This is a genomic window from Noviherbaspirillum pedocola, from assembly GCF_016632335.1.
In the GTDB taxonomy this organism is placed as follows: Bacteria; Pseudomonadota; Gammaproteobacteria; order Burkholderiales; family Burkholderiaceae_D; genus Noviherbaspirillum_A; species Noviherbaspirillum_A pedocola.
Genome location: NZ_JAEPBG010000001.1, coordinates 588,514 through 610,099, shown reverse-complemented (window position 1 = coordinate 610,099; position 21,586 = coordinate 588,514). Strand labels below are relative to the sequence as shown.

The following is a 21,586-nucleotide window of genomic DNA, read 5'->3' as shown; positions in this document are numbered from 1 at the left end:
TGCGAAGCCGCATGCACGATCTGATTCTCGGAATGGGGACGTTGCTGACTCGGTATCGATTGAATGACCGCTTTCCGGAAGCGGTCACTCCGCCTTGAATCGAGGTAGCCAAAGACCTCCGATCCCGCCGACGTCGTCAGGACACGGCAGGCGCGGGCAAAAGTCACACCACCGAGCCCAGCTTGAAGATAGGCAGATACATCGCCACGACCAGGCCGCCGATGAGCACGCCAAGAATCACCATGATCAGCGGCTCCATCAGGCTGGACAGAGATTCCACCGCTTCATCGACTTCCTCTTCATAGAAGTCGGCGACCTTGCCCAGCATTGCGTCCAGCGCGCCGGATTCCTCGCCAATGGCAACCATCTGGGTGACCATCATCGGAAACACATTGGCGCTCTGCATCGCCACCGTCAGGCTGGTGCCGGTGCTGACGTCGGCCTGGATCTTGCGCGTGGCATCCTGATAGACCGCGTTGCCGGAAGCGCCGCCAACCGAATCCAGCGATTCCACCAGCGGCACGCCGGCCGAAAACATGGTTGCCAGCGTGCGGCTCCAGCGGGCGATCGATGCTTTACGAATGACTGCACCGAAGATCGGCAGTTTCAGCAGCAGCTTATCCATGCGGCGCTGCATGGTCACCGAGCGCCGCCAGGACTGGAAGAACAGATACAGCGCACCACCGATGCCACCGAAGATGAAATACCAGTTCGCGACGAAGAAGTCGGAGATCGCCATCACCAGCAGCGTCGGCGCCGGCAGATCGGCGCCAAAGCTGGTGAACACGGTCTTGAAGGCCGGCACCACCCAGATCATGATCACCGCGGTGACGATGAAGGCAACCGCGAGAATCGAGACCGGATAGAACATCGCCGACTTGATCTTGCCCTTGATCGCCAGCGTCTTTTCCTTGTAGACCGCCAGTCGGGTAAGCAGCTCTTCCAGGATGCCGGCCTGTTCGCCGGCACCGACCAGATTGCAGAACAGCGGATCGAAGTGCAGCGGAAACTTGCGGAAGGCCTGATTCAGGCTGGTGCCGGTTTCCACATCGCCGCGTATGTCCTGGATCAGTCTGGCCATCGCCGGATTGCCGGCTCCCTTGGAGAGGATGTCGAAGGATTGCAGCAGCGGCACGCCGGCCTTCATCATCGTCGCCAGCTGGCGGGTGAACAGGGTAATGTCCTTCTCGCTGACCTTCTTGCCGCCGCGCAGCGAGCGCTTCTTGACCTTGGTGACCAGAATGCCCTGGCGGCGCAGCGTGACATTCACCATGTTTTCGCCGGAGGCGCGCAATTCGCCGCGCACCAGCTTGCCGCTGCGGTCCTTGCCTTCCCAGGCGTACAGCGTTTCCTTCACATTGTTGGCGGCGATTGCGCTTGCCATGGCGGTTTTCCTTTATGAGTTCGTGCAGCCCAGCACTTCTTCCAGGCTGGTGAGTCCCTGCATCACCTTGGCCAAGCCGGCCTCGCGCAGCGTGCGTACACCGTCGCGCCGGGCCTGGGCTTCGATTTCCAGCGCAGTGCCGTGCGACAGAATGATTTTTTCGATCGCTTCGGAAATCGGCATCACCTGATAGATGCCGACGCGCCCCTTGTAGCCGCTGCCGCTGCAGCGCTCGCAGCCGACGGCGCGGTAGGGCACCCAGGCGCCGTCGATTTCTTCTTCGCGAAAGCCGGCTTCCAGCAGCGCCTCTTCGGGGATCTCGGTCGGTTGCTTGCAGCTGCACAGCCGGCGCGCCAGGCGCTGCGCGGTGATCATGATCACCGACGAGGCGATGTTGAACGGCGCCACGCCCATGTTCATCAGGCGCGTCAGCGTCGATGGCGCGTCGTTGGTGTGCAGTGTGGAAAACACCATGTGGCCGGTCTGGGCGGCCTTGATCGCAATGTCCGCGGTTTCGAGGTCGCGGATCTCGCCGACCATGATGATGTCTGGATCCTGGCGCAGAAAGGCTTTCAGCGCGATCGGAAAGGTCAGGCCGGCGCGTTCATTCACGTTGACCTGGTTGATGCCGGGCAGGTTGATCTCGGCCGGGTCTTCGGCGGTGGAAATGTTGATGCCGGGCTGATTCAAAATGTTCAGGCAGGTGTACAGCGACACCGTCTTGCCCGAACCGGTCGGGCCGGTCACGAGCACCATGCCGTACGGGCGCTGGATGGCGTCCATCAGCAGCGCCTTCTGATCCGGGTCGTAACCGAGCGCATCGATGCCGAGCTGAGCCTGGGTCGCGTCCAGGATACGCATGACGATCTTCTCGCCGTGCAGCGTGGGCAGTGTCGAGACGCGGAAGTCGATCGAGCGCGTTTTCGACAGGGCCAGCTTCATGCGGCCGTCCTGCGGCACCCGTTTCTCGGAGATATCCAGCTTCGAGATCACCTTGATGCGCGAAGCCAGCTTTTCCTTGATCGCCAGCGGCGGCTGCGCTACTTCGCGCAGCACGCCGTCGACGCGAAAACGGATCTGGTAATACTTTTCGAAGGGCTCGAAGTGCAGGTCCGATGCGCCCATGTTGATTGCATCGATCAGGATCTTCTGCAGGAAGCGCACCACCGGCGCATCGTCAATTTCCGCCGTGGCTGCGCCGTCGCCCGGCGACGGCTCTTCCTCGGAAAGATCAACGCCCTCGAGATCGTCGCCGATCAGTTCCTGCAGATTCTGGTTCGCATCCTGGTCAAGTCGCTCGACTATGCGCAGCAATTGCTGATGATCGACGATCACCGGCTCGACGGTGAGTTCGGTCTGGAACTTGATCTGCTCGAGCGCGGCGCTGTTGGTCGGATCCGATAGCGCCACGGACAAACGGTTGCCGCGCCGGGCCAACGCAATGACGCGCAGGCTTTGCATCAGTTTCGGATCGATTGCCTTTTCCGGCAGCGTTGCCGGATTGACAGCGGAGAAGTCGAGAAGAGGGTAGCCGAAGGTTTCGGAACAGAACGCTGCCAGGCTTTTCGAATCGATGGCCTTTTCCTGCAATAGCACATCGATCTGCGACACCTTTTCCGCCTGCGCCTTGCGACTGCAGGTTTCCGCCTGTTCGGCCGAAATCCGTCCGGCCGCCAGCAGCGATCGTGCCAGGCCGGAAACCGGCGTGCTCGAGACTGTATTGGGTGATGTCGCCGCCATGGGATCGTCGGGAATAGCTCTGCGTGGGGAAGTGGTCGCCACAGATGATGCCCATGAGCATCATTTTTGTAAACCGCGCGGGCCGATTTCGTGGCGCTTTCGAAGCGCCGGGCGGCTGGAATGATACCTGCCTGCTACAGTTTACGTACAGAAACTTTTATTTTCCCGGGCGAATCAGCTTGACGACCTTGATTGCCTGGTTCTGGGCCTGGATGATTTCGATGACGCAACCGGCCAAGCGCACGCTGACATGCGCTTCCGGTATGTCCTGCAGATATTCCAGCAGCAGTCCATTGATGGTCTTCGGTCCGTCGAGCGGGAAATCCAGGGCGAGTCGCTTGTTCAGATCGCGCAGCAGCGCCGAGCCTTCGACCAGGCATTCTCCGTTGGCATCCCAGCCGGGCGCATCGGCGCGTGCCGCGCCCGGGGCCGGCGTGGTGAATTCGCCAACCATTTCCTCGATGATGTCGTCCAGCGTGACCAGACCCTGTACCTCGCCATACTCATCAACGATGATCGCCAGCCGCTCATGGTTTTCCTGGAAATACTGCAGCTGGGCGAAGACATCGGTGTCCGGCGGAATGAAATAGGGCGCCGACAGCAGCGCGCGGAAATCTTCGGCAGCCAGGTCTTCCTCAGCCAGGAGCGCCATTGCCTTGCGCACATGGAGGATGCCGATGATGTCGTTGATCTCGCCTTCGTGCACCGGCAACTGGTTGTGATAGCAGGTGGTCAGCTGGTGCCGGATCTCTTCGACCGGCATGGCCAGGTTCAGCGCTTCGATGTGCGCGCGCGGCGTCATCACATCATCGACGGCAATCTTTTCCAGTTCGAACAGGTTCAAAAGGATGCTGCGATGCTTGCCCGGAATGAAGCTGCCACTTTCCAGCACCATCATGCGCAGCTCTTCGGTGGACAGTCTGGCGTCGACATCGCCCGCGCGTATGCGCAGCAGCCACATCAGACTGGTCACCAGCAGGTGCATCACCCAGATCAGCGGCTGCGCCAGCGTCATCAGTGCCCGCAGCAGCAGGCTGGTGGCCAGCGCAATGCGTTCCGGATGGGCGGCACCAACCACCTTTGGTGAAATCTGTGCGAACACGATCAACAGCAGCGACACCGCAGCCACGGTAATGACCAGCTTGATTTCCTGGCCGCCGAAGAGGTTGAAGGCAATCAGCGTGGCCAGCGCGGTGGCAAGCGCATTGGCCAGGGTGCTGCCGATGAGCACCAGCGACAGCAGGCGATCAGTACGCTCCAGCAGCCAGAGCGCGGCGGCGGCGCTGCGGCTGCCGCGGCGCGCAAGGTGGCGCAGACGGTGCCGGTTGGCCGCCATCAACGCGGTTTCCGTCATGGCAAAGAATGCGGACAGAAAAATCAGTATTGCCAGCGCGGCAAATTGCGCCCACAAAGGAACGGCATCCAATGCATCACCGAGGGAAGGAATGCCGGGCGGGGCGCCGGCGGTGGGTTATTGATCTTGTCTGAATATCATCAGGGTTGCCGCAGTATACCAAGGGCCGCGCCGTACACAAACCGCAGCCCGAACGAGCGTGCCGACGGCCGGCTGACTATGGCAGATATGCGGATGGAAATCTTATGGCAATTTTTTTCAAAAAATCTCTCAAGGTTTTTCAGGACTGTCCGTAAAGCAATCATGCCTCCCGGCGATTGCGAAAAACGCGCTGCGGGGGAGGGCCAGAAAAGGCCAAACCCTAACGTAACGAGTCAACTAGGAGATTGGAATGTCTTCCGTAATCAATACCAATATTGCTTCCCTGAACGCCCAGCGCAATCTGAGTTCTTCGCAAACCTCGCTGCAGACTTCGCTGCAGCGCCTGTCCTCGGGACTGCGCATCAACAGCGCCAAGGATGACGCCGCCGGCCTGGCGATCTCCAACCGCATGACCTCGCAGATCAACGGTTTGAACCAGGCATCGCGCAATGCGAACGACGCGATCTCGATGACCCAGACCGCAGAAGGCGGCCTCTCCACCACCAGCGACATGCTGCAGCGCATGCGTGACCTGTCGGTGCAGGCAGCCAACGGCTCGAACTCGTCGTCCGACCGCGCCGCGCTGCAGAAGGAAGTCAGCCAGCTGGCACAGGAAATCAACCGCACCGCGACCACGACCCAGTTCAACGGCCAGAACATCCTGGACGGCAGCATGGGCAACATCCAGTTCCAGGTCGGCGCCAACGCGAACCAGACCGTGGGCTTCTCGATTGCCAGCGCCAAGGCGACCGACCTGGGCAACTACTCGGTCAGTACCAACGCCAGCGCCACTTCCATCACCGCGGCCAAGGCAGGCACGACGGCTGCCACCGCGGCAGCGAACAACACGGCTTCTCAAACCCTGACCATCGGCGGCAACGGCACCACGAGCACGGTCTCGGTCGCTGCGGGTGATTCGGCACAAACCATTGCCGCAAGCATCAATGCCAGTTCCTCATCGACCGGCGTCAGCGCCACGGCGAAAACCGACGCCACGCTGTCGAACGTCGGCACCGGTTCGGTCAGCTTCAAGCTGACCGGCAGCAACGGCACCACGGTCAACATCACGGGCACGGTTTCCAACAGCAACGACCTGTCGAGCCTGGCCGCATCGATCAACTCGCAAAGCTCGTCGACCAACATCTCCGCCGTGGCCGACTCCTCGGGCAACCTGAAACTGACGAACTCCGACGGCGCTGACATCAAGCTCGTCGGCGTCTCCGGCACCACCGGCGCGAAAGTGCAGGGCGCTTCGGGCACCCAGGTCACCCTGGCCGCGGCTGGCTCCGTAGGCGATGCGGCTACCGTCGGCGGCTCAGTGTCCTTCAAGTCGTCCAACGGCTTCACCGTCACCTCCACCGATGCCACCAGCACGCTGATCAGCGGCACCTCGGCCGCCAGCTCGCTGTCCTCGGTCGCCGCCATCGACGTCTCGACCGCTTCCGGCGCCAACAATGCGCTCGACGTGATCGACTCGGCGCTGCAGTCGATCAACAACAACCGCGCCGCACTGGGCGCACTGCAGAACCGCTTCACCTCGACGATCAGCAACCTGCAGGCCTCGTCGGAGAACCTGAGCGCCTCCCGCAGCCGCATCCAGGACACCGACTTCGCTTCGGAGTCCGCAAACATGACCCGCAACCAGATCCTGCAACAGGCGGGCACCGCGATGCTGGCGCAGGCCAACCAGCTGCCGAACAGCGTGATGTCGCTGCTGCGCTGATGCCGCAAGGGCGATTGCCGCAGTCCAAAGAGACGATCGCTTGAACAAGGCGGAAAACAGGCGACTGTTTTCCGCTTTGTCTTTACCAGGGAGAGTGCATCATGAATGTCAGTTCGGTCGGCAATTCCGCCGCCAGTGCCATGCAGTCGTTGCAGAAAGCCAATCTCGATGCGCAGGCTGCGCAATCCGCGCCAGCCGCGCAGACTGCCGCTGTGGCAAAGCCAACATCCGGCGTGTCTGGAGACACAGCTTCCTCCAGCGAAGCGCAGAAGAAGGAATTGAAGGGATCGGTCGATGCGATCAATACCTTCCTCAAGACCTTCTCCAACAACATCGAGTTCAGCATCGATGCCGACAGCGGTCGCACCGTCGTCAAGCTGGTCGATACCGAGACCAACACGGTGCTGCGCCAGTATCCGACCAAGGAAGCCTTGGCCCTTGCCAAGGACATTGAAAACCTGCAGGGCCATCTGTTGAAGACAGAGGCCTGAAAGCGGAGGCCCCATGGGAATCTCGTCGCCGGGCATCGGCTCCGGACTGGATGTCAACAGCCTGGTGTCGCAATTGATGACGCAGGAAAGTCAGCCGCTGACGCTGCTGCAAAAGAAGGAAGCGACCTACCAGTCGCAAGTCTCGGCGCTTGGCCAGGTCAAGAGCGCGTTGTCCAGCTTCCAGTCAGCGCTCGACGGACTGACCGACGTCAAGAGCTTCCAGGCAGTGAAGGCCACGGTGGGCGACAGCGCCGTGATGACGGCCAGCGCCAGCTCCAGCGCCGCGCCGGGCAGCTACGCGCTCGAAGTCACGCAGCTCGCGCAGGCACAGAAGCTGGTCTCGGCCGGGCAGGCGAGCACCAGCGCCGCCATCGGCACCGGCACCATCACCTTCGATTTCGGCACCGTCAGCGGCGGCAGTCTCGACGCGTCCACCGGCAAGTACACCGGCGCCTCCTTCGCGTCCAGCGGCAGCGGCAGCAAGAGCGTCACCATCGACAGCACGCATGCGACGCTGTCCGGCATACGCGATGCCATCAATGCCGCCGGCATGGGCGTGACCGCCTCCATCGTCAACGATGGCAGCGCCGCGCCGAACCGGCTGGTGCTGACCAACAGCGCCACCGGCGCGGCGTCGAGCATGAAGATCTCGGTGTCGGGCGATGCGGCCTTGTCAAGCCTGCTGTCGCAGGACCCGGCTGGCAGCCAGGCGATGCAGCAGACCATCGCGGCGCAGGATGCGAAGTTCAGCATCGATGGCCTGGCGGTGACGAAGCCGTCGAACCATGTGACCGACCTCATCGATGGCGTGACGCTGGACCTGACCAAGACCAATGCTGGCAGCCCGACGACATTGAGCGTGGCGCGCGACACCGCATCGGCAAGCTCGGCAGTAAAGAAATTCGTCGACGCCTACAATGCCGCCAGCAAGACCCTGACCGACGCGACTTCCTACAATGCGGAAACCAAGACCGCCGCTGTGCTCAACGGCGACTCTACGGTGCGCAACCTGCAGACACGCATGCGCAGCATGCTGTCCAACGTGGTCGCGGGCGGCGGAGCGTACAGCCGGCTCGCCGACATCGGCGTGAGCTTCCAGAAGGATGGGACGCTGGCGCTGGACTCGGCCAAGCTGAACAAGGCGCTGACGTCCAATTTCAATGATGTGGCGAGCCTGTTCGCCGTGGCCGGCAATGCCAGCGACGCACTGGTCAGTTATCAGGATGCGACTCCTGCCACCAAGGCGGGCACTTATGCGGTCAGCGTCTCCCGACTGGCGACACAGGGCAGTCTCGTCGGAAGTTCGGCTCTGGGCAGCACCACGATCACCGCAGGCGTCAACGACAGCCTGACGGTGAACCTGGACGGCAACAGCGCGACGATCACGCTCAAGCCTGGCGACTACCAGACCGCAAGCGCATTGGCGCTGCAAATCGAGTCGCAAATCAATGGCAACAGCGCATTTTCCGATTCCGGCGTGGCGGTGAGCGCGGACAGCAGCAATGTTCTCAGCTTCACCTCGAACCGCTACGGCTCGGCGTCGAAGATCACGCTTGCCGGCACCGCTGCGGCCAACCTGGTGGGCGCGAGTCCTGTAGCCAGCGACGGCGTCGATGTGGCCGGCACGATCAATGGCATGGCTGCGTCCGGCAGCGGGCAGAAGCTCACCGGCGCCAATGGCGACGCATCGGAAGGACTTTCCATGCTGGTGACGGGCGGCGCGATCGGCGATCGCGGAACCATCCGCTATGCGAAGGGCTATGCCAGCCAGCTGGATGACCTGATCGCCGGAGTCCTTGATACCGATGGCAGCATCAGCGCACACACCAAGGGCATCAATGCGGCGATCAAGGCGGTGCAGAAGCAGGAGGATGCCATGAGTCAAAGGCTGACTCTCAGGGAAACGGCGCTGCGCGCACAATTCAATGCGCTCGACACGCAGCTCAGCGGCCTTACCGCGACCAGCACCTACCTGACGCAGCAACTCGCCGCGATCAAGGCGAATTCGAGCAGTAGTTGAGCACCATGAGCGGTGATTCATCCGGCCTGTGCGCCATTTACCAGCAGCTCGCCGAGCTGAGCCTTGACATGCTGCGTGTTTGCCGCGAGCGCGATTGGGAGAGTTTCGCCGCGCTCAACGCGGGTGAAGCAGCGCTCCTGGCGCGGCTGCAGGCTTTCGATGCAGCGCAGCGCGCGCAATGGGCCGCGCCCGAGCGCATCGAAGCACTGATCCTGCAAACTCTCTCCAATCAGCGCGAGGCGCAGCGCCTGCTTGCGCCGTGGCGCGAAGAAATCGCTGTGCAATTGCGCAGCGCCGGCTCGTCGAGAAAGCTTGCGAACGCCTATGGCGGACAGGGTCCGCGCTAGCAGGCAATGATGCAGGGGCTGGTATCGCAAACGCCGGCGCCACGCTGATGAACGTCGCCCCGATGCCTTTTCCGCAAGCAATCCTTGCATTTTTTTACTACAGAAAAACCCGAAGCTGCCGTTAAGGAAATCATGGTTGCAACAGCGCGGCGCGCACAGATCGCAGCCAACAACGCGCTTGCCATAGTGGTTATGGCGCACGGTTTTTCAGAGGATGCCAATGTTTGGTTCAGCTTTCGGTTCGGCTAATAAAGGTGCCAGCGCCTACGCAACGCTGGGTGTGGAAACCGGCGTGGGATTCGCCAGCCCGCATCGTCTGATCGTCATGCTGTTCGACGGCGCGCTCGCGCAGATTTCCACCGGACTCAATGAAATGCGCAACGGCAATGTCGCTGCGAAGGGGCGCGCCATTTCGCGTGCCGTCACCATCGTCGGCGAAGGTTTGCGAGCGAGTCTGAACAAGGACGTGGGCGGGGAGATCGCGCAGAGCCTGGACGCGCTCTACCTGTACATCGAAGGCCGAATGTTGCAGGGGAATCTGCACAACGAGCCCGAGCATCTGCTCGAAGCGCAGCGCCTGCTCACCGAGCTGCGCGACGCCTGGCTGCAAATTGATCCGGACAAGGCCCAGGCGGCAGCGCCCGCGCCGGCCAGTCCCGCCGCGCGCATGGCGGCGCAGAGCTACGCCTGAGCCCGCGCGGGCGCAAGGTTTCCACGCGGACCGCGGTGCGGGTAAAATCCGTGCCTTTCGTCCGTGTGCCGCCTTGACGCCAGCCGTTCTTTTTCGCGCCTGGCATGGGGCCTCGGACCTTGGCGGCGATCCACGCCTGCCCCACGAGGATATGCAAAACTGAGCCCCATGGAAAATCCTTCGAACACTGCTTCCGGCGCAAGGTCGGCCATTCTGCATGTCGCGTTCTGTGTTGATGATCGCTATGTGCCGCGCATGGGCGCGACCATCGCGTCGATCATGGCCAACAATGCCGGCGCACACTTCGTGTTTCATGTGTTCGTCTTCTCGATCTCCGACGAGAACCGGCGCCGGGTAGCGCAGCTGGAACAGCGCTTCGGCGTGGGCACCATGATCCATGTGATCGACCCCGAGCAGTTCCGCGAATTTCACCACTTCATCAAGTCGTCCTACTATTCCGCAGCCACCTTCACCCGGCTGGTGGTACCCAAGGTTCTGGCCGGCGTCGCCGACAGAGTCGTGTACCTGGACGCAGACATACTCTGCGTGGGCAATGTGGACGAGCTGCGCACCCTCGACCTTGCCGGCAAGGTCGTGGCTGCGGTGCCCGATGCGCCGGTGACGATGGCTCGCCGCACGAAAGCCCTGGACATGCGCAGCAAGCTGTATTTCAACGCCGGCATGATGCTCGTCGATGTGGCGGCATGGATGGCAGCTGGCATTTCGGAAAAGGCGGTCGAGGTGCTGTCCAGCGACAGGGAAGATCTGCGCTTTCAGGACCAGGACGCACTGAACCTGGCGCTTGAAGACAGGACGCTGTTCCTTGATAACAAGTGGAACCATATCTACGGCCTTGTCGCGGACCTGGAACGGGACCGGCGCAAGCTGAGCCTGCAGGGCGAAGCGGTGTTCATCCATTTCGCCGGATCGGTCAAGCCATGGAGCCTGTGGACGGGGCATGAGGCGACGGAGCTGTTCCGCACGTATCATGCGATGTCGCCGTGGGGCGATTTGCCGCTTGAAGCCGCGCCACAGAACTACAAGGAAATGCGCATGTATTCGCGTTTTCTGTTCCAGCGTCGCGAGTTCGGTAATTCGCTCGCATGGTATTGGCGCTATCTGGCGAAAAAACGCAGTCGAGCGCGCGCCACCGGTTGAAACGGTGCAGCGACATCCAGCCATCCTTCCGATGCCTTCCCCCGGCGCAGCAGCCATGCAAGCACATGAATCAGCATGAACGATAGCTCCAGCACTCCATTCGCAGTCCCGGCCGAGCTGCTTGCCAGCGGCGGCAAGATGCTCTTCATTGCTCATCTTGCCTTGGGCGACTACACCTATCTGCAGAACTTCTTCAAGGCATTCGCCCAGGCGCATCCGGGCCTGCAGATTCATCTGTGGGTGGACGAGGTGCGGCGCACCAGCAAGCGCGAGGAATGGAAGTTCCTGAAATCCTATGCGCTGTATGACTGGGTCGAAGCCTGTCCATTCTTCGAGAAAGTCTATCGGCGCACCTACAGTCCGGAACTGTTCCAGGAGTCCATCGCCGAAGCGCAGCGCGAGGCTTATCCGCTCGTGGTATCCCTGGCGACGCTGAGACCGCATTTCTATGCTGGCCTCGCGCGCGAGATCAGTCCGAATGGATTCGTCGCTGGCATGAAGCCGCGGACCAAGCTGACGCAGCTGCATCATCTGCCTGCGTACCGCAAGCTGGATGCGGCGATTTCACCGGACGCGCCGCCGGGCATGCCTGAGGCGCATATCACCGATGTGTATGGCGGCTGGTTCCGGCAATTGTTCGGACTGGAATTGCCGCCGGCCGGGCGGCAGCCTTTCGTCGATATTCCGGCGCCATGGATCGCCGCGGCGCATGAGCAATTGCGGCAGTGGGAATTTCCCGAAGGCGCAACGCTGGTGTTCATCAATCCGTATGCGAAGACCGTCAAGCGCTGCTGGCCGCTTGAAAAGGTCGCTGCGCTGATCCGTGAGATGCGCGCGCAACCTTCCTGGCGCGATGCCTGCTTCATCGTCAACGCGGTGCCCGAGCGGCTCGAGGAAGCGCGCAATGCCATCGAGCATCAGCGGCTGGAACGCACACGTATCTTCTCGGCCCAGGAAAATTTCTTCCAGTTGCCGGCGTTGCTCAAGCAATGCGATCTGATCATTTCGGTGGAGACGGCGGTGATGCACCTGGCAAATGCGGTCGGCGTGCCGGTGATTGCGCTGATGCGGCAAAAGAACCCGGAATGGGCGCCGATAGACCGTGAAAACAGCATCGTGATTACTGCGGCCAAGCGCAGCGACTGGGTCAAGGAGATACCGGTTGCTGCGGTGATGAATGCGCTTGCGGCCGCGCGCTGAGCGGCCTTACCGCCGCCTTCAAGCCTTGGCCTTGCGTTTGGCGGCGAACGCAATGAAGCTTGCGATGCTGAGGGAATAAAACGGAAAGACTTCCCACCAAAGGAACACCACGTCGGTGAAGCCAAGCAACAGAAGGCCCGTGCACAGCGAAAGCCCCATGCAGGCCGAGGCGCGGACCTGCCCGTCCGCATGGCGCAGGTCACGCGCGAAATAGGTCGCAGGAACCAGCAGCAGCGCCAACATCGCGGCCAGGCCTACCAAACCCAGCCTCGCCATCGCAAAGAGCATCTCATTATGGGAATGCGCATAAGTGGATGCCGTTGGAGAAATGATTTTGCGCGCAGCGAGGTCCTTTAGGGCATCGCGGTATCGATCCACGCCGACGCCGAAAATCGGATGCTCGCTGAAGATCACCATCGAGCCGCGCCACAACTGGAAACGGATGCCGATTGATGTATCGACATTGCTCTTCTGGAGATATTGCTGGATATCGTTGCGCGCGACTTCCACACGCTCACGAAGCTTGGTTGCATTGCCGCCCGCCAGCGCGATCGTCACGACCAAAGCCGCGGCGATCGCGAGCTTTGTCTTTGTCTTCATCGAATTGCAGGCAACGAGCGCTATCGCGGCGAACAGCGGAATCGTTACCCAGGCTCCGCGCGACTGGGAAATATAGCTGCCGTAGAGGATTGCAATCGCCGCCACCAGCTTCAATGCGATCGAGAGCGTGTTTCCACGGGCATTCCATGCGATGGAAAGCAGCGCATACACGCCGAGCAGCATGCCCATCTCGATGAAGATTGTGATTGGAATGAAATCCGTCACATAGCGATCCTGACCGTTATGCGATAGCAGATAGATCTTGATCGCGGACAGTACGGCTCCAGCGACGAAAGCCCATTGCAGTTGTCGCAGGCGAGCGATAGGCAACAGCCATACTGCCCACAGCGCCAGGGGAAACAGAGCCAGGCGCAGAGGCGCGTCCATATTTCTGCCCGAGAAATGGCCGCGCGACATCTCATTGGCCAACACAGCAAAAAGCGGCGCGGCCAGCGCAAGGATCAGCGGCCAATAGCACCGCAACAGTTCAGTGAAGGAGAGATTCTCTGGCTTGCTGCGGCTGAGCAGAGCGGCAAGGCTGGTCAAAATCAGCGCGCCATACAGGACGCCGGCTGCACGGTCGATGATAAGCGCAAACGCAAAGAATGCGATGAGTGAAGCTGCGATGAGCGCTTGTAGGTAACGCAAGTCTGTTCCTGTTCTTTCTCTGGTGATCTTCGAGCGGCTCGCCTGGGCAGGCATGCCCGGCACAGGGGCTCATGCTGATTTCCGTTTTTGCCTGAGTCTTGCCCGCAGGTATCGGCAGTGCCAACTTATGCTTTCAACAATGCGATTCTGCCTCATCAGGAACCTGGAGAACAATTTCAGCTCCCGGGCAGTGCGCGGTGCGTCAAGCGGCATGCCAGCCCAGGGCGAGCGCGACTGGAGTTCCAGGAACATGCATCTGACTTCGTGAAGGCACCAGTCATGCCATGGCTTGACCGGACCGGTGAAGTGCATCAGTGCAAAGGATGGGCCTACGTTCAACCGAGTCTCTCCTCTGTCCAGGTAATCGACCAAGTGGTAGCGGTAGTTCCATTTCGCATCGACGTATCTGACGCGGCCGTCCAGCGCGATGTTCAGCGCATCCTGATCGGCAAACCGCAGTTCGCGCATGCTCAGTGCTTTCAGGGCGATATCGCTCACGTCGGCGGCAACCCAACGCTCGATATCGATCAGCATTACCCCCGCATTGAAGTATTGACCATGTTTGAGGCCGAGCGCCGGCACCTGTGTGCTTACCGTGGTGCTCTGTTCATCGGTGACTGCGGCGGCAATGCAATCGCCAAGGTCCGTTTGAAGCAGGTCTGAGATATCGCCGAAGCAGAGCAGGTCGGCGTCCAGGTATAGCACCCGGTCCGTGACGCCGCGCAGGCCCTCGGGAATCAAGAGGCGGATGAAGGTGCCCAGCGAATGCTGCGAGAAGCAGGGAAAACGGCGAAAGGCATCCAGAGCGCCTGTATCGAGTTGATGCACTTCGATGCGTTGGCCATGTTTCTCCTCGAGCGCGCGCAGCCTGTCCCGATCCTCGGCTGTGACGGTGAAGGCAAAGACATGGAAGATGAAGCGCCGCTTCGGATTGTTTTCGATGATGGAGGTGATGGCGACACCCATGCCGCGGTAATACCCAGCGTCCACGCCGAAAGCGATATGGACTGGATTTGTGCCGTGCGAGGACGGCGTAAAGGACATTGGGGATGCGGTAGACACTTCGCGCTTTCTTGAATTGGCGGACTCGTCGCAGCTTCAGGCGTGCCGCTGCGAGACGGCATCGGCAGCGGTCGCTCCAGCTTCTGCTATGCGTGCCCGCGCGTCATTGCCGCATGCCTCGTTGAACCATTCGAGCACAATGCTCTCGACGACCTCGGGCGGGATGTTTTCCATGCATTCGCAGCTCAGCGTCTTTCTTTTCGCGCATCCGCTGCAGGAAGTCGGCATGCAGATCATGCGGGCACGCGGTCCAACCGGCGCCCATCTGCCGGGATGCATCGGCCGAGTCGGGGGAAACAGGCCGAGCGTACGCTGGCCCAGCGCGGCTGACATGTGCAGCGGCCCGGTGCCGCTGGCAATCAGGCCGTCTGCATTGCGGATGAAGGCCGAGAACTGCGCCAGCGTGAAGCCTCCGCAGACATTGCTGACATTGGGCATGTTGAGGAGTTCGGATGCGTTCTGCTCCAGCCAGCGTCCTTCGCTGGCGCTTCCCGTCGCCCATAGATGAATGTCGGGATGCCGCGACAGCCGCCGCGCGAGCTCAAGAAAATGCTGCGGTGGCCATTCGCGGCCATGGCCATTGGACTTGGTATGGATCACCAGGTTGAAGCGATATCGCTTCAGCATGGCGTGTACCTGAGGATTGGCGGAAGGCTTGAATGCGTACATGCCGCCAATGGTCTCCAGATCTGGAATTTCCGTGAGACCGAAGGGTTTGAGAAATTCGAAATTGATCTGAGCTTCATGCAGCGGCGAAGTGCGCTTGGAGAAACGGACTCGCTGATTGCAGAAGATCATCTGGTACAGCTTTTGCCGAGCATTTCCGATCCGATTGCGCACGCGCGCCTTAAAGGCGGCAACGGCCAAGCGCTTGTCCGGCTGCGCAAAGATGACGGTATCGACGCCAGACTTCCTGAAATAAGTGACCGGATCCTGTATCACGCTTTCAATCTCGACCACCTCATCCACCGTCGCGCATTCGCCAACCGCTGCGGCAGCATAGGCGCGGCACATGAAGCTGATCTTCGCCGCTGGAAACTGTTGCTTGAGCCAGGCCGTAATGGGCAGCGTGAGAATGACGTCTCCGATATTGTCGTTACGACATATCAAGATGTGCGAAGGCTGTATTGCCATTGAATGCTATTCCACAGGAGAAGGCGGGATTGTATCGCAGTGTGAAGTGGCCAATGTCATTGTGTGCGGACGGAAACATACTCTTGATGAATGCGCGCCCGTTTCCTCTGTTTCAAAGCGCACTTTCTCCATCCTGAAGTGGCTTTCCTTCATTGTCCTCGTGGTGTGTCAAAAGTGATCCAAGGAAGGGTGGCATTGCTGGCATTGAAGGCTATCCATGCCAGACAAGCCAAAGAAAACATTGATCCCCCACTTCGCCAACATGATTCGATGCACTGAAATAGGAAGGAGAACATTTTGCAATGCAGGCGTGTTTTCGCTTTTCGGCATGGGCATCATCAGAGGTGGCAGCTTTTTGGATTGCACCCGGTGCAAAGACTGCCTGTAATTCCTCGCCCCAACGAATATTCGGCAGCCGAAGATTATATCGATTTCATCAAGGCTGTCTTTCAGTTGAACGTTTCCAGAAGTTTCTTGCCTACGACAACAGACGTTACGCGTCGGCTTGCAATGCGCACCCCCATGGGTATTGCCTGCCGGCCTGTAACGACCGGCAGTCGAATTTTCCGAAGGAGTATGGCAATGGCGAATACCTTGAAGAAAGGCGACAAGGTGGAATGGAAATCTTCACAAGGTACAGTCCAAGGCAGGGTGAAGAAGAAATTGACCGCGCCTGACGATATCAAGACTCATCATGTGGATGCATCAAGAGAAGATCCCCAGTACCTGGTGCAAAGCGACAAGACTGGCGCCGAGGCGGCGCACAAGCCGGATGCGCTGAAGAAGACATCTTAAAGGGTCTGGTATTTCGAGGGCCTGCGCTTGGCCGCGGCTGTCCAGGTCTGCGCGGATGCGTCCGGATGCATGCATGAGAAGCGCATTGCCAATGCAAGCGGATTCGAAGTCAGAGTGCAAGAAGTGGCGATGTGCCGGGAAAGGAGGGTCAGCGTTTGAAGCGATACGCCTGACGAAGTCGTTTGGTCGGGGTGAGAGGATTCGAACCTCCGGCCTCTACGTCCCGAACGTAGCGCTCTACCAGGCTAAGCTACACCCCGACGACCAGAACAACTTGTTTGCGGTTTAGCGCCGATCACTGCATTAGTGATTGCGGTCAACTGCGAAGGCGCACAATTGTAGCAAAGAGTTTTTGAAATCGCTAGGAGGAATGCGAACAATCGCATCTCTGGCGTTACGAGACGCCGTCTCGGCCTGTTGCCTGGTATAAGCGAGCGCACCAGAATCGGTGACCGCGGCAAGCACCGCGCCAAAGTTGGCTTCGTCACCGTTCTCAATGCATGAGCGCACCAGTTCACGCTGCTGCTGGGTGCCATGCTGCATCAGATAGATCAGGGGAAGCGTCGGTTTGCCTTCGCGCAGATCATCGCCAACGTTCTTGCCAATGTCGGCGGCATTGCCTGAGTAATCGAGCACATCATCGATCAGCTGGAATGCGGTACCGAGCGAGCGTCCGTACTCGGCTGCTGCGTCGATCTGCTCTTCCGGTGCGCCGGCAATCAGCGCGCCAAGCTGCGAGGCGGCTTCGAACAGCTTCGCGGTCTTGGAGCGGATCACCTGCAGATAGCGCGCTTCCGATACATCGGGGTCATGCATGTTCAACAGCTGCAGCACCTCGCCCTCAGCGATGACATTCGTCGCGTCCGCAAGGATGCGCATCACGCGCATGTTGTCGATGTCCACCATCATCTGGAAGGAGCGCGAATAAAGAAAGTCGCCCACCAACACTGAAGCAGCATTGCCGAAGAGCGCATTCGCGGTCTCACGTCCGCGTCGCAGTGAGGATTCATCGACCACGTCGTCATGCAGAAGCGTTGCGGTATGAATGAATTCCACGATGGCCGCCAGCGCATGATGCGCGCTGCCTCGATAACTCCAGGCGTTTGCAAAGAGCAGCACCAGCGCCGGACGGATTCTCTTGCCGCCAGCGCTGATGATGTATTCAGCAATCTGATTGACCAGCGCGACATCGGAATGCAATTCACGGCGGATGAGGACATCCACAGCAGCGGTATCGGCCGCGATCGGCGCATTCAATGCGCTGGATGGGGCAATGGAGGGTGTGGCGGACAAGATGAATCCTGCTTGTTATCTTTCAATCCCGGCATTATACGATGAGCGACGCAGCGCTCAGGGGCGCTGACGTAATCGCTCGCCAGCGCGGTGATGGCGGCAAATGCTTTGACTGAATTGTTGGGTCCATGTATTATTCGCGGTTTTCCTGATTGCTCGTTCCCAGTGCGGTTGCTGCGGAAGCGAAGGGTCAGGAGAAGATCCCTAAAATATTTGACGAGGTTTCACATGTACGCGGTCATAAAAACCGGCGGCAAGCAGTACAAAGTTGCGGCTGGCGAAAAACTCAAAGTAGAACAGATACCGGCAGACATTGGCTCCGAAATCACCCTGGATCAAGTCCTCGCAGTAGGTGCAGGCGACGCCATTCGTTTTGGCGCGCCGCTGGTCGAAGGTGTGAAGGTGCTGGCTACGGTTGTGGCGCATGGTCGCCACGATAAGGTGAAGATTTTCAAGATGCGCCGTCGCAAGCATTACCAAAAGCGCCAGGGCCATCGCCAAAACTACACCGAATTGCAAATCGTCTCGATCAACGGCTAAGCGCCGGTCGGGTTAAACAGTTACCTAGGAGTCTGAAATGGCACACAAAAAAGGCGGCGGCACTACGCGCAACGGCCGTGATTCCGAGTCGAAACGACTGGGCGTCAAGGTCTACGGCGGCCAGGCGATCAACGCCGGCGGCATCATCATTCGTCAACGCGGCACCCGGGTGCATGCAGGCGAGAACGTTGGCATGGGCAAGGATCACACCCTGTTCGCGCTGATCGATGGCAAGGTGCAATTCGCAACCAAAGGCCGTCTGCAGCGTCATATCGTTACCGTCGTTCCGGCGTAACGCTTACCGCAGGCGCAAGCCTTGCCGAAGGAGGCTCTGCCGCTGGTAGGGCCTTTTTCTTTTTCAGGCGGCAAACATCATGAAGTTCATAGACGAAGCAAGGATCGAAGTTATCGCGGGCGACGGCGGCAACGGCGTGGCCTCATTCTGCCGTGAGAAATTTCGCCCGTTCGGCGGTCCCGATGGCGGCGACGGCGGCAGGGGCGGCAGCATCTACGCTGTCGCCGACCGCAATATCAATACGCTCGTGGATTACCGCTTTTCCAAGCTGCACAAGGCGCGCAATGGTGAAAATGGCCGCGGCGCCGACTGCTATGGCAAGGGCGGCGAGGACATCGAACTGCGCATGCCGGTCGGCACCCTGGTTGTCGATGAGGATGACGGCGAAATCGTCGCGGACCTGACCGAGCATGGCCAGCGCATCCTGCTGGCGCGTGGTGGCGAGGGTGGCTGGGGCAACATTCATTTCAAGAGCTCGACCAATCGCGCGCCGCGTCAGAAGACCGATGGCAAGGAAGGCGAGCGTCGGCATCTGCGTCTGGAGCTGAAGGTGTTGGCCGATGTGGGCCTGCTTGGCATGCCGAACGCCGGCAAGTCTACCTTCATTACCGCGGTGTCGAATGCGCGCCCCAAGATCGCGGATTATCCGTTCACGACCCTGCATCCGAACCTTGGCATGGTGCGGGTGAGTCATGAAAAGAGCTTTGTGATCGCCGATATTCCCGGGTTGATCGAGGGCGCAGCCGAGGGCGCCGGGCTCGGCATCCAGTTCCTGCGCCATTTGCAGCGCACCCGCTTGCTGTTGCATATCGTAGACCTTGCGCCGTTCGACAATGTCGATCCGGTCAAGGAAGCCAAGGCGATCGTCAAGGAACTGAAGAAGTACGATGAATCCCTGTTCGAAAAGCCGCGTTGGCTGGTGCTGAACAAGCTCGACGTCGTGCCTGAGAATGAGCGCGCGAAACGGGTGAAGGACTTCATCAAGCGCTTTGCCTGGAAAGGCCCTGTCTTTGAAATTTCAGCGCTGACCCGGGACGGTTGCGAAGAACTGGTACAGGAAATATATCGCTACCTCGAGCAGCAGCGCCTGCAGGAGCAACGCGTCGAAGAAACGCCGCAGATGGACCAGTCTGCGCGCGGCATCGACAGCATCGACCCGGACGATCCACGCTTCAAGATTCTTGATTAGGCATAAGACGGTCAATGCATCACGGGGCGCCACGGGCGCCCCTTATAATTGCAGCCGCGGTTCAACTCTTTTCAAAGCCTCATGATTTCCGTCATTCAGAATGCCAAGCGCCTGATCGTCAAAGTGGGTTCCTCTCTGGTCACCAATGAAGGTCGCGGGCTCGACCATGCCGCGATTGCGAAATGGGCCGCACAGATTGCGGAGTTGCGCGCCATTGGCAAGGAAGTCGTGCTGGTGAGTTCGGGCGCGATCGCCGAAGGCATGCAAAGGCTGGGATTCGAAAAGCGGCCCACCGGCATTCATGAATTGCAGGCTTGTGCTGCGGTCGGACAGATGGGGCTGGTCCAAATCTACGAGACCAGCTTCCGAGCCCACGATTTGCGCACCGCGCAAGTGCTGCTGACCCATGCGGACCTCGCTGACCGCGAGCGTTATCTGAATGCGCGTTCGACGCTGTTCACGCTGCTGCAGTTCGGCGTGATACCGATCATCAATGAGAACGACACTGTCGTTACCGACGAGATCAAGTTCGGCGACAACGATACCCTGGGCGCGCTCGTTGCCAATTTGATCGAAGGCGATGCGCTGATCATCCTGACCGACCAGCGCGGCTTGTACACCGCCGATCCGCGACGCGATCCGGATGCCCGCTTCGTCGAAGAAGCAAAAGCCGGCGATCCTGCGCTCGAGGCTATGGCTGGCGGCGCCGGAACCGGCATTGGCCGTGGTGGCATGCTGACCAAGATTCTTGCCGCCCGGCGCGCCGCCACTTCAGGGGCCCACACGGTGATTGCCTGGGGCAGGGAAGAGCAGGTGCTGTGTCGATTGGCGCAGGGAGAAATGATTGGTACGCAGCTTACCGCCCAGACCGCGCAGTTGACTGCACGCAAGCAATGGATGGCCGATCATCTGCAGACAGCCGGTCGGGTTACTCTCGACGATGGCGCGTCGCAAGTGTTGACCGCGCATGGGAAATCGCTGTTGCCGATTGGCGTGATTGAAGTCAGTGGCGACTTCGGCCGCGGCGATGTCATCACCTGTGTTGACGGCAACGGCAAACCAGTGGCGCGCGGCATTACGAATTATTCGAGCTCCGAAGCGCGGCTGATCATGCGCAAGCCATCAAGCGAGATTGCATCGGTGCTCGGCTTTGTCGAGGAACCCGAGCTGATTCATCGCGACAACATGGTCTTGATCTGAGCAGAAAGCGAAATGCGCCTGTTGGCGCCGCTGGAGGAGCTCAGGCACCGTACGTCGGCGTCACCGACTGGCCGGTCCGCAAGCGTCTGAGCATCTGGTCCTTGTTGCCCGCTACCGTCTTCCCATCGCATAGAAAATCCTGCGCCAGCACCGCATGCTGCCGATTGGCCGAGTTGCGAGGGATCGGCTCCCATTGATCGCGCCGCGAGCGCGACCATGTTCCATCGGGATGGCCAAACGCATAGGTCTTCTTCTCGAAAGTCGCGCAGCGTATGCCTTCGTAGCTAATGCTCTTCGCGCCAGATGGACTTACCGCAACCAGCGTATAACGCACTACGCCATCCGACCCAACGGATAGGGAATTGGCATCCACCGCGAAGCGCAGCGTTGCCGTCGCACTCACATCGAAGGGCAGCAGATTGGCATCGATTGGCGCCGCTGGCATTTGTACGGTGACTTCCTGCCATGGCTTCTCGACGTCATCGAAGTCTTCTTCGAAATGGGATTGCGACCAGGATGCGCTGGCACATACGGCCAGCGCGCATGCGGTCGCGATACGGCAAAAATTCAGAAGCATGAAG

The 21,586-nt window shown here is 60.0% G+C and carries 21 protein-coding genes and 1 tRNA gene; 13 read left to right on the top strand and 9 right to left on the bottom strand.

The features are described 5' to 3' along the window. Positions 1-163 precede the first annotated feature (163 nt). From JJB74_RS02720 to JJB74_RS02710, 3 genes are all read right to left on the bottom strand, one after another. Positions 164-1,384: a type II secretion system F family protein gene (locus JJB74_RS02720; RefSeq protein ID WP_200590271.1), complete on the bottom strand. Its 1,221-nt coding sequence runs from the start codon at positions 1,382-1,384 to the stop codon at positions 164-166. A gap of 12 nt (positions 1,385-1,396) precedes the next feature. Then, positions 1,397-3,124 (bottom strand): type IV-A pilus assembly ATPase PilB, encoded by a 1,728-nt coding sequence (gene pilB, locus JJB74_RS02715; RefSeq protein WP_200590270.1) that lies wholly within the window; start codon positions 3,122-3,124, stop codon positions 1,397-1,399. Between the two features lie 157 nt (positions 3,125-3,281). After that, entirely contained in the window at positions 3,282-4,550 is a 1,269-nt protein-coding gene (locus tag JJB74_RS02710) for an HlyC/CorC family transporter (RefSeq protein WP_200590269.1), read from the bottom strand. Between the two features lie 319 nt (positions 4,551-4,869). Between JJB74_RS02710 and JJB74_RS02705 the strand changes: the two genes are divergently transcribed. The 7 genes from JJB74_RS02705 (at position 4,870) to JJB74_RS02675 (ending at position 12,249) form a co-directional block, all read left to right on the top strand. Beyond that, positions 4,870-6,342, top strand: coding sequence for a flagellin N-terminal helical domain-containing protein (locus tag JJB74_RS02705; protein WP_200590268.1), 1,473 nt, complete (start codon positions 4,870-4,872; stop codon positions 6,340-6,342). 101 nt (positions 6,343-6,443) lie between these two features. Continuing rightward, on the top strand, positions 6,444-6,833 hold the full coding sequence (locus tag JJB74_RS02700; RefSeq protein ID WP_234483586.1) for a flagellar protein FlaG: 390 nt from the start codon (positions 6,444-6,446) through the stop codon (positions 6,831-6,833). A gap of 13 nt (positions 6,834-6,846) precedes the next feature. Continuing rightward, complete coding sequence (gene fliD, locus JJB74_RS02695; RefSeq protein ID WP_200590267.1) at positions 6,847-8,853, top strand: flagellar filament capping protein FliD; 2,007 nt, start codon at positions 6,847-6,849, stop codon at positions 8,851-8,853. A gap of 5 nt (positions 8,854-8,858) precedes the next feature. Then, on the top strand, positions 8,859-9,200 hold the full coding sequence (locus tag JJB74_RS02690) for a flagellar protein FliT (protein WP_200590266.1): 342 nt from the start codon (positions 8,859-8,861) through the stop codon (positions 9,198-9,200). Between the two features lie 220 nt (positions 9,201-9,420). Continuing rightward, positions 9,421-9,891 (top strand): flagellar export chaperone FliS, encoded by a 471-nt coding sequence (fliS, locus tag JJB74_RS02685; RefSeq protein ID WP_200590265.1) that lies wholly within the window; start codon positions 9,421-9,423, stop codon positions 9,889-9,891. A 168-nt stretch (positions 9,892-10,059) separates the two neighbouring features. Further along, entirely contained in the window at positions 10,060-11,049 is a 990-nt protein-coding gene (locus JJB74_RS02680) for a glycosyltransferase family 8 protein (protein ID WP_200590264.1), read from the top strand. Positions 11,050-11,124: 75 nt separating this feature from the next. After that, positions 11,125-12,249 (top strand): glycosyltransferase family 9 protein, encoded by a 1,125-nt coding sequence (locus JJB74_RS02675; RefSeq protein WP_200590263.1) that lies wholly within the window; start codon positions 11,125-11,127, stop codon positions 12,247-12,249. A gap of 18 nt (positions 12,250-12,267) precedes the next feature. On the opposite strand, the gene JJB74_RS02670 is transcribed toward JJB74_RS02675, so the two are convergent. The 3 genes from JJB74_RS02670 to JJB74_RS02660 are packed head-to-tail and all read right to left on the bottom strand — an operon-like array spanning position 12,268 to position 15,573. Beyond that, positions 12,268-13,551: an O-antigen ligase family protein gene (locus JJB74_RS02670; RefSeq protein WP_234483584.1), complete on the bottom strand. Its 1,284-nt coding sequence runs from the start codon at positions 13,549-13,551 to the stop codon at positions 12,268-12,270. A gap of 15 nt (positions 13,552-13,566) precedes the next feature. Continuing rightward, positions 13,567-14,541, bottom strand: a complete 975-nt coding sequence (locus JJB74_RS02665) for a glycosyltransferase family 8 protein (protein ID WP_200590737.1) — start codon at positions 14,539-14,541, stop codon at positions 13,567-13,569. Positions 14,542-14,595: 54 nt separating this feature from the next. After that, entirely contained in the window at positions 14,596-15,573 is a 978-nt protein-coding gene (locus JJB74_RS02660) for a glycosyltransferase family 9 protein (RefSeq protein ID WP_234483579.1), read from the bottom strand. Here JJB74_RS02660 and JJB74_RS33045 point away from each other — a divergent pair. Both JJB74_RS33045 and JJB74_RS33040 read left to right on the top strand, forming a co-directional pair. Further along, positions 15,572-15,871, top strand: a complete 300-nt coding sequence (locus tag JJB74_RS33045) for a hypothetical protein (RefSeq protein ID WP_234483563.1) — start codon at positions 15,572-15,574, stop codon at positions 15,869-15,871. The genes JJB74_RS02660 and JJB74_RS33045 overlap by 2 nt on opposite strands. Positions 15,872-16,062: 191 nt before the next feature. Further along, positions 16,063-16,488, top strand: a complete 426-nt coding sequence (locus JJB74_RS33040; protein WP_325170074.1) for a hypervirulence associated TUDOR domain-containing protein — start codon at positions 16,063-16,065, stop codon at positions 16,486-16,488. A gap of 183 nt (positions 16,489-16,671) precedes the next feature. Here JJB74_RS33040 and JJB74_RS02650 read toward each other — a convergent pair. Then, positions 16,672-16,748: transfer RNA gene (locus JJB74_RS02650), tRNA-Pro, on the bottom strand. A gap of 43 nt (positions 16,749-16,791) precedes the next feature. Continuing rightward, positions 16,792-17,781 (bottom strand): octaprenyl diphosphate synthase, encoded by a 990-nt coding sequence (gene ispB / locus JJB74_RS02645; protein WP_200590261.1) that lies wholly within the window; start codon positions 17,779-17,781, stop codon positions 16,792-16,794. A gap of 228 nt (positions 17,782-18,009) precedes the next feature. Here ispB and rplU point away from each other — a divergent pair, with 228 nt between their 5' ends. The 4 genes from rplU to proB all read left to right on the top strand — a co-directional run bounded on the left by rplU (position 18,010) and on the right by proB (position 21,005). Continuing rightward, positions 18,010-18,321 carry a 50S ribosomal protein L21 gene (gene rplU, locus JJB74_RS02640; RefSeq protein ID WP_200590260.1) on the top strand — a complete coding sequence of 104 codons (312 nt, stop codon included), beginning with the start codon at positions 18,010-18,012 and terminating at the stop codon, positions 18,319-18,321. 37 nt (positions 18,322-18,358) lie between these two features. Next, positions 18,359-18,616 carry a 50S ribosomal protein L27 gene (gene rpmA, locus JJB74_RS02635; RefSeq protein WP_200590259.1) on the top strand — a complete coding sequence of 86 codons (258 nt, stop codon included), beginning with the start codon at positions 18,359-18,361 and terminating at the stop codon, positions 18,614-18,616. A gap of 79 nt (positions 18,617-18,695) precedes the next feature. Further along, complete coding sequence (gene cgtA / locus JJB74_RS02630; protein WP_200590258.1) at positions 18,696-19,805, top strand: Obg family GTPase CgtA; 1,110 nt, start codon at positions 18,696-18,698, stop codon at positions 19,803-19,805. A gap of 81 nt (positions 19,806-19,886) precedes the next feature. Further along, complete coding sequence (gene proB, locus JJB74_RS02625; RefSeq protein WP_200590257.1) at positions 19,887-21,005, top strand: glutamate 5-kinase; 1,119 nt, start codon at positions 19,887-19,889, stop codon at positions 21,003-21,005. Positions 21,006-21,045: 40 nt separating this feature from the next. Here proB and JJB74_RS02620 read toward each other — a convergent pair whose 3' ends face one another. Beyond that, a complete protein-coding gene (locus JJB74_RS02620; protein ID WP_200590256.1) occupies positions 21,046-21,582 on the bottom strand; it encodes a CNP1-like family protein in 537 nt (178 codons plus the stop codon). Positions 21,583-21,586 lie beyond the last annotated feature (4 nt).